The 14,448-nt window shown below is 34.0% G+C and carries 14 protein-coding genes; 12 read left to right on the top strand and 2 right to left on the bottom strand.

Annotated features, from left to right (window positions below; translation table 11 throughout):
* The first annotated feature begins 121 nt into the window (after positions 1-121).
* From DFR56_RS17305 to rlmD, 4 genes are all read left to right on the top strand, one after another.
* A complete protein-coding gene (locus tag DFR56_RS17305) occupies positions 122-865 on the top strand; it encodes a response regulator transcription factor (RefSeq protein WP_110396730.1) in 744 nt (247 codons plus the stop codon).
* A complete protein-coding gene (locus DFR56_RS17300; protein ID WP_110396703.1) occupies positions 843-1,973 on the top strand; it encodes a sensor histidine kinase in 1,131 nt (376 codons plus the stop codon). The genes DFR56_RS17305 and DFR56_RS17300 overlap by 23 nt, the downstream gene beginning before the upstream one ends.
* A gap of 170 nt (positions 1,974-2,143) precedes the next feature.
* The gene (locus DFR56_RS17295) at positions 2,144-3,094 is read left to right on the top strand and encodes a sigma-70 family RNA polymerase sigma factor (RefSeq protein ID WP_158525692.1); all 951 of its coding nucleotides are present in this window, start codon (positions 2,144-2,146) and stop codon (positions 3,092-3,094) included.
* Positions 3,095-3,285: 191 nt separating this feature from the next.
* On the top strand, positions 3,286-4,671 hold the full coding sequence (gene rlmD / locus DFR56_RS17290) for a 23S rRNA (uracil(1939)-C(5))-methyltransferase RlmD (RefSeq protein ID WP_242694432.1): 1,386 nt from the start codon (positions 3,286-3,288) through the stop codon (positions 4,669-4,671).
* Positions 4,672-4,796: 125 nt separating this feature from the next.
* Here the strand turns inward: rlmD and DFR56_RS17285 are convergent, their stop codons facing one another.
* A complete protein-coding gene (locus DFR56_RS17285; protein ID WP_110396700.1) occupies positions 4,797-5,111 on the bottom strand; it encodes a type II toxin-antitoxin system RelE/ParE family toxin in 315 nt (104 codons plus the stop codon).
* Entirely contained in the window at positions 5,108-5,371 is a 264-nt protein-coding gene (locus DFR56_RS17280) for a type II toxin-antitoxin system Phd/YefM family antitoxin (RefSeq protein WP_110396699.1), read from the bottom strand. Before DFR56_RS17280 ends, DFR56_RS17285 begins: the two co-directional genes overlap by 4 nt.
* Before the next feature lie 336 nt (positions 5,372-5,707).
* Between DFR56_RS17280 and DFR56_RS17275 the strand changes: the two genes are divergently transcribed.
* The 8 genes from DFR56_RS17275 (at position 5,708) to DFR56_RS17240 (ending at position 14,416) form a co-directional block, all read left to right on the top strand.
* Entirely contained in the window at positions 5,708-6,394 is a 687-nt protein-coding gene (locus DFR56_RS17275; protein ID WP_110396698.1) for a response regulator transcription factor, read from the top strand.
* The gene (locus DFR56_RS17270) at positions 6,369-8,423 is read left to right on the top strand and encodes a HAMP domain-containing sensor histidine kinase (RefSeq protein WP_110396697.1); all 2,055 of its coding nucleotides are present in this window, start codon (positions 6,369-6,371) and stop codon (positions 8,421-8,423) included. The genes DFR56_RS17275 and DFR56_RS17270 overlap by 26 nt, the downstream gene beginning before the upstream one ends.
* Before the next feature lie 1,127 nt (positions 8,424-9,550).
* Complete coding sequence (locus tag DFR56_RS17265) at positions 9,551-9,880, top strand: ArsR/SmtB family transcription factor (protein ID WP_110396696.1); 330 nt, start codon at positions 9,551-9,553, stop codon at positions 9,878-9,880.
* Between the two features lie 193 nt (positions 9,881-10,073).
* Positions 10,074-11,996 (top strand): heavy metal translocating P-type ATPase, encoded by a 1,923-nt coding sequence (locus tag DFR56_RS17260; RefSeq protein WP_110396695.1) that lies wholly within the window; start codon positions 10,074-10,076, stop codon positions 11,994-11,996.
* Between the two features lie 159 nt (positions 11,997-12,155).
* Positions 12,156-12,365 (top strand): copper chaperone CopZ, encoded by a 210-nt coding sequence (copZ, locus tag DFR56_RS17255; RefSeq protein ID WP_110396694.1) that lies wholly within the window; start codon positions 12,156-12,158, stop codon positions 12,363-12,365.
* Positions 12,366-12,582: 217 nt separating this feature from the next.
* Positions 12,583-13,248, top strand: a complete 666-nt coding sequence (locus tag DFR56_RS17250; RefSeq protein WP_244916566.1) for a hypothetical protein — start codon at positions 12,583-12,585, stop codon at positions 13,246-13,248.
* Between the two features lie 75 nt (positions 13,249-13,323).
* On the top strand, positions 13,324-13,602 hold the full coding sequence (locus tag DFR56_RS17245; RefSeq protein WP_110396693.1) for a glutaredoxin family protein: 279 nt from the start codon (positions 13,324-13,326) through the stop codon (positions 13,600-13,602).
* 610 nt (positions 13,603-14,212) lie between these two features.
* The gene (locus tag DFR56_RS17240) at positions 14,213-14,416 is read left to right on the top strand and encodes a copper ion binding protein (RefSeq protein WP_110396692.1); all 204 of its coding nucleotides are present in this window, start codon (positions 14,213-14,215) and stop codon (positions 14,414-14,416) included.
* The last annotated feature ends 32 nt before the right edge of the window (positions 14,417-14,448 follow it).

The raw sequence follows: 14,448 nt of genomic DNA, 5'->3' as shown, positions 1-14,448 counted from the left end.
GTATAACGATGCAAAGTAACAGGAAGGTAAAATCGAGTAAAAATCAATGTAATATTTTTCTATCTTAAAAGATTCGTATGGTATGCTATAATTACCGGCTTACGGGGGGGGGAAATAGATGATTAAGCAAGAAAAAATTCTTATTGTAGATGATGAAAAAGGGATTCTTCAGTTGCTTGAAATTACATTGAAAAAGGAACGTTATCACCATATAACTTGTGCAACAACTGGGGCTGAAACATTATCCTATGTGAAAAATAATGAGTTTGATCTTATTTTATTAGATGTGATGTTACCTGATGATAATGGATTTGATTTATGTAGAGAAATTCGAAAATATTCAAATACCCAAATTATTTTCATTACCTCTTGTTCTAGTGATTTTGATAAATTAACTGGCTTAGGCATCGGAGGAGATGACTATATTACAAAACCATTTAATCCGTTAGAAGTCGTTGCTAGAATTGAAGCTTTATTTCGTAGACAACATTTATTAACTAAAAAGTCACATGTGGATGCTCATAGGGAAGAATATGATTTTGGCAGAATAACACTGAACATAACGGATGCAACACTTATTGTTGATGGGGTGCCAATCGAGTGTACTGCGAAAGAATTACAGCTGCTTCATTTCTTTTTTAAAAATCCAAACCGTATTTTTACTTCTGCACAAATTTATGAACATGTGTGGGAAGATCTAGGTTTTGGAGGAGAAAAGACGGTTGCCATGCATATATCAAGAATTAGAAAAAAGCTTGAAATTGATCCTAAATCTCCAGAGATGATTATTAATTTAAGAGGGATTGGATATAAATTCATTCCACCGAAACAAGGGGATAACAATGAAGACGAAGATCCGTTTTAGTATTTATTTTATTGTCGGTTTTATTGCATGGTTACTAAGTTTAGGATTGATGTTGCCGCTAGCAATGGAATTAGTATTGCCAAGTTTACATATAACAGAAGAGTATAAATACTATGATTTATTCGTTCTAGTCGTTTTTGCCATTAATATACTTATTTGTAGCATTTTTTTTAGCTGGTATTTTGGTGGACCTTTATGGTTTATCATCTCATGGATTGCAAATTTATCCAAAGGTAATTATGACCCGCCGGCAAAGAAACAAAAAATTTATACGAAGAAAAACAAGCTGAAAAGACGATACCGGCTGTACGAAGAAGTTATTGTTCACCTCCATACATTATCTGTCAGCTTACAAAAGGCAGAACATGATCGAATGGAGTTAGAAAAAGCGAAAAAAGATTGGATAGCCGGAATTTCTCATGATGTAAAAACGCCGTTAACTTATATTACCGGTTATTCTGCATTATTATTAAATGATCAATATAATTGGAACGAAGAAGAGAAAGTAACTTTTTTACAAGAAATAGAAGGAAAAGCAAGGCATATTGAATCTTTAGTTCAAGATCTTCATTTATCCTATCAAATGGATAACATCGAGACGCTGATCCCACTCCAATTAAACAAAGTAAATATTATAGAATTTGTGAAGACGATCATGGCAGATATTGCCAATGACCCAAGAGCAAAAAAATATCATTTTAGTTTTCATTCCACCTTTGATCGGATGCAGGTGGAGATTGATGAAAAGCTTATCCACCGTATTTTTCAAAATATTTTAATGAATGCTGTTCTTCATAATGATGAAGGTACAAATATCGAAGTCATGATCGAAAAAGTAAACGATGCACATATCCAATTTATCGTGAAGGACGATGGCAAAGGAATGGAGAGCGAGGTAGTTGATCATTTATTTGATTCTGATCGTGTAACGTTAGCTAAAAATAGATTGGGTCGTAATGGACTAGGAATGTCCATCGTGAAAGAATTAGTGACGGCTCATCAAGGGCAAATTTCTGTAACTAGTGAAAAGGATAAAGGGACAACGATTGTCATTTTATTACCTATTAAAAAGGAGATAAGAAAGGATGATAAAAGCAAGCTGAAGTAGACAAACATAGAACTTTAGCGTATCCCATATCAATGGGAGGGAGTTGTTCGTTCATCTTTAATGGAATCATTCATTTTAAAACGTTCTCGCAAATATTTTTCATTTCACCGCACCGAATTGTCCCTTTCATGTGTCTATATAGTGTAGACAACAAAACGAGGAGGATTAGGGTGAAAAATGATTTCGATTTACAAGCATTAGAAAGAGAAGCGTGGTCTTTGAAGAAAAAATTTCTCAAAATGATTGAACCATACCGTACTGATCTTTGGAATTACTGTAGGAAGCTTACAAGATCACCGTGGGATGCAGAAGATTTGGTGCAAGAAACGTTAATGAAAGCTTTTGCTTCTTTAGGACAAATTTGGCAACCATTAATACCGAAGAGTTATTTGTTTCGTATTGCGACGAACACTTGGCTGAATCATTGTCGTAAACAACAAAGGATCGTGTATTCCATAGAGGAAAACTTAATGGAGGACGAAGTGGTAAGCTATAAATTCGAAGTGCAGGAAGCAATCGAGCTTCTTGTGCAACAGTTACCTCCAAGACAAGTTGTCACCATATTACTCATTGATGTATTTGACTTTACTGCGCGGGAGACAGCAGAGATGTTAATGACAACAGAAAGTGCTGTTAAATCAATCTTATATCGAGCTCGTGTTAAACTAAAATCAGTAGCAGAAAAAGAGTCGAATGCAGAGGAAACCATGAAACAAATAATTCCGGATACCGCAATAGTAAATGCATTTATTGAAGCGTTTAATCGTCGTGATCCAGATGCAATGGCAGCATTATTTTCTGAAAATGCATATAACGATATTGTGCATGTTGGACAGGAATTCGGTAGGGAAACGATCCGAAACTATTCTATTCGTGATACGATGTTAGACCCGACGATCACTTTGCAGACAGCACACTATCATACGTTATTAGGAAAACCAGTTATTGTCATGATACTTGAAACGGAGTCAGGACAGTATCTAAATGAAATGATCTACATCGAAACAGAAGACGATAAGATCGTCTACAAGCAGGACTATTATTTCTGCTTGGATCTTTTGGCTGAGGCAGCTACTGAGTTAAATATACCAGTTGCTGAACGAACATATAAATTTGATTGAATTGGTTATTCGTACATGAAAAATAATAACGTATATAGTAATTCAATAGAGTTGACTAACTTTACATTTCAATAGAAAATGGCACATTGCTAGTTTTTAAATAAATGATACAAAAATCGCCCCACTTTTGTTTTTTTACGTTATAATTTAAAAACAACAATATGCAAAAAAAAGTAGGGGGGGATCCTGCGTTGAATAAAAAGATACAAGGGGAAACATATACGGTAGACATTCATCGTTTAGATGAGAAAGGATCAGGTCAAGCGGTTGTCTGGAGAAAAAATGAAGAAGGAAACGAAAGAAAATTAAAATTAACCATTCCATATACACTTCCTGGTGAAAAGGTTCGGGTTACAGTGGAACAGCCACAAAAAAGGAGATGGAAAAGTAAATCCGATGAGGTGTTGGAAAAGCATGCTGAAAGAATTATGGCAAAGTGCCCCCATTTTGAGCTCTGTGGTGGTTGTGTTTGGCAACACTTTAGCTATGAAGGACAACTCGAAGAAAAAACGAATCAAGTAAGGAATGTGCTTCAGTTACAGGGGTTTGATCCTAGTGTTGTTAATAAAACAATCGGTATGGATGAACCTTGGTATTATCGAAATAAAATGGAGTTTACCTTTGCTGCTGATGGGTCACTTGGATTGCATGAGCAAGGAAATTTTCGTAATATTATTCCACTTGAAACTTGTTTTATTATGAAAAAAGAAATGAAAGATGCGGTTTTAGAAGTGGCCAAATGGGCAAAAGAAAATGAGTTAACTGGTTATGAAAAAGAAAAGCGTGAAGGGTTACTACGTCATTTAATGGTTCGTATGTCTTTTAAAACGAACGAAATAATGTTAGCCATTTTTGCAACAGAAGCGCCAAGCTCTTGTGTAGAAGAACTTGTCCATCGAATCCAAAAATATTTCCCGCAAGTAAAAAGTCTCTTATGGCTTGAAAATCGTAATTGGGCTGACCGGACTCAAGCGGAGGAAACACATCTATTATTAGGACGTGACTTTATTTATGATGAGCTAATGGGATTCCGATATCGGCTTTGGTTTGACACCTTTTTTCAAACGAATCCAGTTCAAGCGGAGAAACTTGTTAAGCTAGCCCTTGAAATGGCAGAACCGAATGCTTCAGAAAAGATGATTGATTTATTTTGTGGAGTCGGAACGTTTTCACTTCCATTTGCTAATCAAGTGAAGAAGCTTGCAGGGATAGAACTTGTGGAAACATCGATTCAATCAGCGAAAAGAAATGCTAGTGATAATGGGATGGACAATACGTATTTTCTAGCGAAAGATGCTCGGCACGGAATGGATGAAGTGTTAACCCATTTTGGCAAACCAGATCTACTACTTGTCGATCCACCGCGATCTGGTGCTGGGGGCAAAGTAATGCGGAGAATTGGACGTTCAGCACCAGAGCGAATTATTTATGTGTCCTGTAATCCAGCTTCCTTTGCAACAGATATTAAAGAATTGGAGCCATTTGGATATACATTAAAGAAAGTTCAACCAGTCGATTTGTTTCCGCATACGTACCACGTGGAATTGGTAGCATTGTTGTCAAGAGTGGAAGAGTAAGTGTAGTTGAAACGTTGATATAATAAGGTTTTTCAGAGATTTGGAAGTTGGAAATCCTGGAAAACCTTATTTTATTGCGTTATAAATAAAGGGGAAATAGACGATTGAAAGGATTTGAATAACTTTTATAATAAATAGCTCCAATTTCTTCTATTGTAAAGAATTCTGATAATTGTAACAACCTCATCTTTTTCGGAAACTACATAGAAAGCAATGTAATTTTCAATTATCAACATTCTAATACCTAAATTGGCTAATCGTTCATCTTTAACGAAAGGATGTCGTTTTGGTAATTGTTCTAAAGAGGAAATGCTATTGGATATTTTTATAATGATATTTTCAGCAGAAGATGGAGAACGTAATTCAAATGCTATATAATCAATAATTTCATTTAGATCTTTTTCCGCGGGGTCTGTTATAACGATTCTGTATGTTGTCACTCATTTAACCTCTTGTGAATACCTGATACAGCATCTTTGAAAAGTTTAATCCTGTTTTCTTTTTTGGCGCACATTCCCTCATCTAATAAAGTATACAGTTCGAATTTACCAACGAGCTTTTCGTATGTTTCGATACTCATCACGGCCAAGTCGCCTTTGCCATTCTTCGTAATATAGACAGGTTCATTATGTTCATGACAAAACTCGGAGATTTCATTATATTTATTTCTTAAATCGGAACTGGGTCTGATTTCAGGCATTGGGTACGCTCCTTTTATCGTATGATATCTATATCTTATCAAAAAAACGATATGTGTGCAATGGCGGAATATGTAATTGTATAACACAGAAATAAATTGAGTAGATCACCATATCGTTTCTATTGAAAAAGCAATTCGGAACAAACATTAAGAATTCCTTAAGAAATTCATTCGCCAATCGATAAGAATTGGTTGTTATGTTAAATATAACCTTCAAAATCATGGTGGAAGGAGGATTTATTTTCACTTTAAATTGTTCATAATAGATTAGGCTCAATATGATACAATCTGAAGGGAAATGAAACGGACAAACGTTTCTATGAGGGGATGGACGAAATGAATATATTAGTATGTGACGATGAGAAAGAAATTGCTGAGGCAATCAAGATCTATTTGGAGAATGAAGGTTATACAGTATTCAAAGCTGCCGATGGGCTTGAAGCAATTGCACAGCTTGATAAACACGATATTCATTTAATTATTATGGATATTATGATGCCAAAAATGGATGGCATAAAGGCAACAATGAAAATTAGGGAGGAACATCATATTCCACTAATAATGTTGTCTGCGAAATCTGAGGACTATGATAAAATACTTGGGCTTAACATAGGGGCAGATGATTATGTGACAAAGCCATTTAACCCACTTGAATTAATCGCTCGTGTAAAGTCACAGTTAAGGAGATATACCGCACTTGGCAGTATGGAAACAAAACAACATATCTATCAAACTGGCGGACTCATATTGGATGATGAACAGAAATTAATCACAGTGGACGGAGAGCCAGTCTATTTGACACCTGTACAATATAAAATATTAAGATTTCTCACAGTGAATGCTGGAAAAGTATACTCTATTGAAGAAATTTATGAAAAAGTTTGGAATGAACCATCCTTTCATCCAGAAAACACGGTCGCTGTCCATATTCGTAAAATAAGAGAAAAAATTGAAATAAATCCAAAAGAACCAAAATATTTAAAGGTGGTGTGGGGAATTGGGTACAAGGTTGAAAAAATTTAGCCACTCAATTTTAATAAAAACAATTGTCTTTCTACTGATGATCGCCTGTGTAGCAGGTACAATTCATGCAGTATACCATATTTTTAAAATAACGAATGGAAACATAGAAATTATTTTTGAAAATAGCTACATAGAGAGTAGCTCCTTCAAAATGGAAAATGATCATACGATCAATCAACTTGCTGACCTTATTGATACATATATAAGCGAGGAAAACATTCTGAAAGGTAATACAATAAATAATGATGAGTTAGAATCTCGAAAAGAAGATATTTATTGGGAGAGGGAAGGTGAAGCATATAGTAAAACATATACGGCTGATCAAATAAGGCAAGAAATGATTGCTGAGGACTTAGAAAATTTTCAGATGATTTTAAACAACCTCGAAAAGGAAAAGGAGCCATTATATTATGTGACAGACGGTGAACATACATATACCAATACGAAACAAACGAAAAAAGAACAATTTGAGAAATATCCAATCCATTATATTAGTGAGGGTTATGATTGGAAGATGTATCCTAGTAAATTGGAGCAGTACGACCCTTTTTACGGGGGCTCACATATTTATCGGTCATCTAACCCTGAAAATACGAAGATATTTGTAGGCTATACAGAAAACTATATCCATGCTGCTTCAAATGAATGGACTGAGAAAAAGACAGCTTCCATGAATAAAATCTATTATTTACTAGTCTATGTTACAATATTTTTCCTAAGTCTTCTTTATTTAATTGTTACGACTGGAAGGGATTTTTTAAAAGATAAAATAGTACACATGCATCCAATTGATAAACTTTATGTAGATATTAATGTTATTCTGTTACTTGGGTTAACAGGGATCTGGTTTGTGGCTATGAATGAAATTCCACTGTATTTTGGAATAGTAGTTTGGATAGTTTATTCTATTACATTGATATACGTAGCCATATTCGTCACCCTATTATTATCACTCATTAGGCATATGAAAAATAAAACATTTTTCAGTCATTCTGTATTATATATTGTGTTGCATTGGCTTTATCAATTTGTGAAAGATATTTATGATAGTGGTAGTGTTGGTATGAAAATAGTGGTTATCGTGATTTTATATCCCATTATTGCTGCAGCTACATTATTCTTTTTTCCAATTACAATCGGAGTTGCGGTTTGGCTTGCGCTTAAAAAGGTGAAGGCTTTCAATAAAATACAAGATGGTGCCAAAATGATGAGAGAAGGGAATCTACAACACCATATTGATATTGATGGAAAAGGAGAGTTTGCGACACTGGCGTCAAATATTAACGGGATCAATGAAGGCTTTAAACAGGCGGTTCATAATGAATTGAAAAATGAGCGCATGAAGACGGAACTTATTACAAATGTATCACATGATATTAGAACACCACTTACTTCTCTAATCACATATACAGATTTATTAAAAACAGAAACAGACCCCGAGAAAATTCAGGAATATATTGAGATACTAGATCAAAAATCAAAAAGATTGAAAGTGTTGACAGACGATTTATTTGCCGCCGCAAAGGCTTCGAGCGGGGATATTCCTGTTGATTTACAGGAAATTGATATTGTCGCCTTGATAAATCAGGGGATTGGTGAAGTAAGCGAACATATTTCTGCAAAAAAACTTGCCTTCAAATTTAATTATCCAGAGGAGAAGTTGTATGTTATAGCAGACGGGAAATTACTATGGCGCTCCATTGAAAATGTGTTATCTAATATTTTTAATTATGCACTAGAGGGTTCAAGAGTATATATCGACATTACCGAAGAGAGTGATGGAATACTTATTAGTTTTAAAAATATTTCTAAATATGAATTGAACATAACTGAAGAGGAATTAATGGAACGGTTCAAACGCGGGGATGAATCGAGGTCTGGACATGGTAGTGGGCTTGGGTTATCTATTACAAAAAGTCTTATTGAAAACCAGAACGGAAAATTCGAAATAAATATTGATGGTGATTTGTTCAAATCAATAATATATTTACCGACAGTGGAGAAAGATGATACATTTGAAATGAGATGATAAAAAGGATCCAAAGTTCTAATCTTTGGAATCTTTTTGGTGTTTACATAGTGATAAATTATTAAAATCTATTTATTGTATCCACATAGTAGTGACGACATATGTCGAGTTATAGCATTGCTACAAAGAGAAACTATATAGAAATCCTTAGTTTTACAATGCCTTTGTAATGAGTTTGTTCGTGCTACCGAGGCACCTAATGGGGAAAAGAGTTCTTTAAAGGATCAACTTGGCTTATTTACTTGTCCAGAAATCCTTTTTGCTTTTTCATTCCTATCTTTAGTTTTGCTGGGATTTATGATATACACATATCTAACGCCTATTATTGAAAACATCCCTATTTGTAAGAATTGTATGGTTACTTGGTTAGTTGTTTTCGATTATAAGTAACTATATACCTTGGAAAATTACCAGTCGAAATGGTGTAAGCAAATTACGCTATGTTCTTATTATTCAGGCTTTCATTTTAACATTGCTTTACTTTACGATGGGTTCTACCATTGCAGGCCTTATCAGTCTTATGTTAAATGGCTCTCACGATGTTTGCGGTGAATGCAACCATCCAATTATATCTCATGAATTTGCAGAAGTTCATTCTCCAATACTCAAAGACTTTACTTCCTCGTTAACTTCGATAGCCATTAATTTCGGGATAGCTTTAGGTTCTTCCTTAGGAGTATGTAGTAAAAACGAGTAATTAAGTTCACCTTTCTTGGGCTGGGGGACTTGGAGCATTAGTGCTGCGGCGTTAATTTTTATGTTTAGATTAAAAGAGAAAGGACTATCAGATTTTACAGGTTGATATTATCTTTTAAAATTGAGATCGTCTTGATATATAATGAAACTGTATGAATAATTGCAAGTTGCACAAGGAAAGAAGTTATTTTCTAAAAATGAAGCACTAAAATCTAACCAATTGATTTTTAGTCGTTTTTTCTAAGATTAAATCGCAAGGAAATATATATACTGAAAAACGATTAAAAACAAAAATACTAGCGTAATATTTGTTGAATATACGTAGTTCTTCACTCTTAGATTACACCCTATAATCTAAGGAGTAATAAGAGTGAAGGGTTAAATGATTGTTTATTAAATGTATATATGATAATATAGTCATATAGGGAGGTATGAATATTGTGATAGAAAAAGAAAAGTATGAAAAGGAAATGAATTTAGATGAAGAAACATTATTTATTGTATCCCAAACGTTTAAAGCACTTGGAGATCCAACAAGAATTAGAATTTTGCATCTGCTTTATCAAAAAGAATGCTCTGTAAATGAAATAGCTGATATATTAGACTTAGGTCAATCGACAGTTTCGCACCAACTACGTTTTTTGAAAAATTTAAGATTAGTAAAAAATCGCCGTGCTGGTACGACAATGTTTTATTCGCAAAATGATGAACACGTCATACAAATTTTAGAACAGATGATTGCCCATGCTCGTCATACGTAATGTATCGTTATTCTTGCTTGCGAATGAGTGGAAAAAATGTGAAAGGCAATTAGTATTTTTATTGCCTTTATATGAATATGTGCTCATATACTATTTTATAGTGAATATGTAAAGATAATTAATTTGAATTAGAATGAGGGTTGTATTAGAGGCATGCGATAAAACAACTATATACATAAAGGGGAGATAAATGATGAGCAACTTAAAACATGATAATCACGATCATTTCCATGATCATGACCATAGCCATGGAGGTAAAACAGAAGTAATTTTATTCTATGCAGGACTCGGTGCTTTTTTAATCGCACTATTTGTAAGTGCAGGGACATTAAAGTCAACTTTATATATTGCATCATTAGTATTATCTGGTTATCACATTATTATTGAAGGTTTTTTAGATACTGTTAAGCAAACAATGAAAAGAAAGAAGTTTATGCCAAACATTCATATACTAATGACTTTGGCAGCCATTGGTGCTGTAATTATTGGTGAATATATGGAGGCAGCATTATTAATTCTTATCTTTGGTGGAGCTCACTTTTTAGAACATTATGCTGAAGACAAGAGTAATAAAGAAATTACAAACTTAATTAAAATTAATCCTACTACTGCAAGAAGATTGAAAGGAAATGGAAAAACTGAAATCGTCGATGTCGCTGAATTACAAGTTGGGGATAAACTTTCTGTTTTAAATGGTGACCAGATCCCGACAGATGGAATTGTTATTTCAGGCAGTAGCTCTGTTGATCAATCATCGATTACAGGAGAAAGTATCCCTGTAGAAAAGAAAGCAGGGGATAATTTATATGGCAGTACGATGAATGGTGCAGGAACTTTAGTAATGGAAGTAACAAAGGATAATTCAGACACGGTTATTTCTAAAATTATTGAATTGGTAAGTCAAACACAAAATAACATTTCAAAAACAGCTGTTTTTATTAAAAAAGTAGAGCCTATTTACGTTACTATCGTTTTGTTATTAACACCAGTTTTCTTTTTATTAGGTTTCACTGTATTCCAATGGTCAAGTTATGATAGTTTTTATCGTACAATGGTATTTCTAATTGCTACATCACCCTGTGCGTTAGCAGTCACGGACATACCTGCGACACTTTCGGCAATTAGTAATTTAGCTAAACGAGGCGTTTTATTTAAAGGTGGATCTTACTTATCTAATCTTTCTGATTTAACAGCCGTTGCATTTGATAAAACAGGTACATTAACAACAGGAAAACCAGTTGTAACTGAAGCGTATTTCGGAAATGAAGTAACAGGAGCACAACAGAAAGAATTTGAAGAGATTATTGTATCGATGGAAAGTAAATCGAACCATCCGCTTGCTCAAGCGATTATAAAACATTACAGTGACATTGTACCGACTGACTTCGAAGTAGAAAATATCATCGGGGTAGGATTAATTGCAACATCTGGAAAAACAACATATAAAATTGGAAAACCAGCTTCCTATCATGTTATCCCAAAAGATATAAAAAAACAAACGGACGTTTTTGAACGCGAAGGAAAGACGGTCGTATACTTTGGAACAGAAAAAAAAGTCCTTGCATTACTTGCGATTCAAGATGTTCCTAAAAAGACATCAAAAGCAGCAATTAAATACTTTAAAGATGAGAACATTCATACGGTGATGCTTACAGGAGATGCAAAACGTACAGGGGAGGCGATTGGTCGTCAATTAGACATTGACGAGGTACGTGGTAATGTCATGCCTGAAGAAAAAGCTTCAATTATCTCGGAATTAAAAGAAACTTATCCTGTGATGGCAATGGTTGGTGACGGTGTGAACGACGCACCAGCACTTGTTACGGCAGATATTGGAATTGCGATGGGGGAAGGAACAGATATTGCAATCGATGTTGCAGATGCCGTATTAATGAAGAATGACCTATCCAAATTAACTTACACACATAAACTTGCCAAAAAACTTCGAAAAGTGGTATGGCAAAATATCATTCTTGCTTTAGCTGTCGTAGTTCTTTTAGTGCTTTCTAATATTATTGGTCAAATGAATATGACACTTGCGGTAATTTTTCACGAGGGCAGTACATTGGCAGTTATTTTTAACGGTTTAAGATTATTAAAAGGCGTGAAAGACTGAATCTATTGAACGTGATACTTATGAAATATTATTTGGAATCTCTGTATAAAAGGTACATTATGTGTAAAAGTAAATATAATTATTTAAGCTTTTACACTTGAAATACAATACAGGGGTATCGTATAATAAGTGCGAAGTAAAAAAAAGGAGGTTATATAGATGGAACAAATCACATTACAAGTACAAGGTATGTCTTGTGGACATTGTGTCAATTCAATTGAAGGAAGTGTAGGCAACCTAAACGGAGTTAAATCTGTTAAGGTGCATTTAGATAATAGTACGATTGATGTCGAGTTTGATCCAAAAACAGTTAGTTTAGAAGAGATAAAAAATGAAATTGAAGAACAAGGATATGATGTAGCTGCGTAAATAGACGTGGTAATACATGATAAAAAATAATCATGCCTCCATTGGCATGGTTATTTTACAATATCTCTTCTCTAGGTATATTGTCAAAAAGATTAGCGAAAGCAAGAAAGTATTTGATTAAAAAGAATACTAAATGGATTTTAATATTTGCCGTTTGGATTAGTTTTATGATTGCAGGGTATAATGTCCATGCCGCAAAAGAAAGTAGGAAAATAAATTGGATCATAAACATCACAGTAATCATACTGTAAGTGAGGTATTTCCCGATGTATCTTATAATCAAGGAGAACTCATTATTGAATTAAAAGATAAAAGCGGTAAAGTTCCTGCATTAGAAGTCTCTCACGAAAAAATTATGCATCTCATTGTCATGAGTTCTGATTTGAGTGACTATCATCACTTGCATCCAGAGGATAAAGGTGACGGAAAGTATGGGCAAAGGATAGACTTGTCTAATGGTAATTATAAAGTGTTCGTTGATATCAATCCCAAAGATCTAAATTACTTTGTAAAGCCTATCCATATAAGTATTGGCGGTACTCATAAGGATTCGTTCAAGAACAAATTAGTTGCCGATACGAATTTCACAAAGACAATCAATGGACAAACAGTCGAATTAAATACTGATACAATGGAAGTAAATAGAGAAGTAACGTTTAACTTTGATGTTAAGGATGCAACACCTGAACCTTATCTAGGTGCTTTAGGACATGTTGTTATTACAGATGAAATAGGAGAAAAATTTATTCACGTTCACCCAATGTCTGAAAAGGAAACAGTCTTCATGACACAATTTGATGAACGCGGAATGTACAAAATGTGGGTGGAATTTAAATTGAAAGGCGAAGTAATTGTTTATCCGTTTGTCATAGAAGTTCAATAAAAAACGAGAAACATTAGCGAAGCCATGCACATTTGATTGCATGGCTTCTATATTCAATAGAAAGGAATGAGTTAGATGAAGAATGTACAGTTAGAGCTATATACAAGACCAACTTGTTCAGATTGCCAAGAAGGGAAAGCTTTTCTAGCTAAGCATCGAGTTTCCTTTATCAATCATGATTTATCAGAGCATCCGGAAAAGGAAAAAGATTTGCGAAAATTAACGGGCACTAGAATGGTTCCAGCTTTTGTATTTAAAGAAAAATCCTTACGGGGCAGGTTGAAGAAGCCGAAAACGCTCATTGGTTTTGAAAATAATGTAGATGAGATTAAGCAAATATTAAATATAGATTAAGCATATGATTTTTCATGAAAAAATAAATGAAGCTAGAAGATGGGAATGGATAGATTTCGCTTATTTACTAACGTAAAAGGTGTGAGTTCATGAGCAAAGATAGTAAATGCATAGATCCAATGTAGAAGGAATATCAAGTATGTTAAGTCATGAATTTTCAACGAAACCAATAACTACAGGACAGCATTTCAACATTCCTGATAAGTTAGGAAATGGGACTAGAGCTAATTAGATCTCTGACATGGAACTTTCCAAAGATTTAACGGTTAATAATGGAATTGATTGTCATTATTTTGAAATGAACTACTGTCTTTCTGGGGACACGGTTTGTGAAATGGTACGTCATCAGTTTAAAGTCTGAGAACCGAAGAGCCATATGTATTATTCCCACCACACCAAAACGCAATTTGATATAAAAGGGGATTCAAGAAAGTTTCTGACATTGAGATATAGATGAAATATTCACATATATATTGATCTTATTATGCACCAATCGTTTCAATGGTATAGACTCGATTAGATTTTTTATTTTAATAAAAAGCTTTTCTTGACATACAGTACGGGGGTATGGTAATATTTAATTAGTAATTAATAAGGAGGTCATAGAAAAATGAAAGAAACATTAAAAGTAGAAGGAATGACTTGTAGCTGTTGTGTAGGTAAAGTGGAGAAAAGCATCAATCAATTAGATGGTGTTTCTTCTATAAAAATAGATGTAGATCATAAGGAAGTACAAGTATCCTTTAATAAGGAAACAGTATCCTTAGGCCAAATTAAAGAAAAGATTGAAGAAGAAGGATATAAAGTCATTTAAATGAGTCATAGACGTAGTAGGGGATGATGTTG

This window comes from Pseudogracilibacillus auburnensis, from assembly GCF_003201975.1.
GTDB lineage: Bacteria > Bacillota > Bacilli > Bacillales > Amphibacillaceae > Pseudogracilibacillus > Pseudogracilibacillus auburnensis.
Note: the sequence above shows the minus strand (reverse complement) of the source record. Positions and strands in the feature narration are given on the sequence as shown.

Excerpts from the sequence above, each read along its gene's own strand:
- DFR56_RS17275 (WP_110396698.1), top strand. The coding sequence starts at position 5,708 with ATGAATATATTAGTATGTGACGATGAGAAAGAAATTGCTGAGGCAATC.
- DFR56_RS17265 (WP_110396696.1), top strand. The coding sequence starts at position 9,551 with ATGAATATTGTGATAGAAAAAGAAAAGTATGAAAAGGAAATGAATTTA.
- copZ (WP_110396694.1), top strand. The coding sequence starts at position 12,156 with ATGGAACAAATCACATTACAAGTACAAGGTATGTCTTGTGGACATTGT.
- DFR56_RS17240 (WP_110396692.1), top strand. The coding sequence starts at position 14,213 with ATGAAAGAAACATTAAAAGTAGAAGGAATGACTTGTAGCTGTTGTGTA.
- DFR56_RS17245 (WP_110396693.1), top strand. The coding sequence starts at position 13,324 with ATGAAGAATGTACAGTTAGAGCTATATACAAGACCAACTTGTTCAGAT.
- DFR56_RS17300 (WP_110396703.1), top strand. The coding sequence starts at position 843 with ATGAAGACGAAGATCCGTTTTAGTATTTATTTTATTGTCGGTTTTATT.
- DFR56_RS17260 (WP_110396695.1), top strand. The coding sequence starts at position 10,074 with ATGAGCAACTTAAAACATGATAATCACGATCATTTCCATGATCATGAC.
- DFR56_RS17280 (WP_110396699.1), bottom strand. The coding sequence starts at position 5,371 with ATGCCTGAAATCAGACCCAGTTCCGATTTAAGAAATAAATATAATGAA.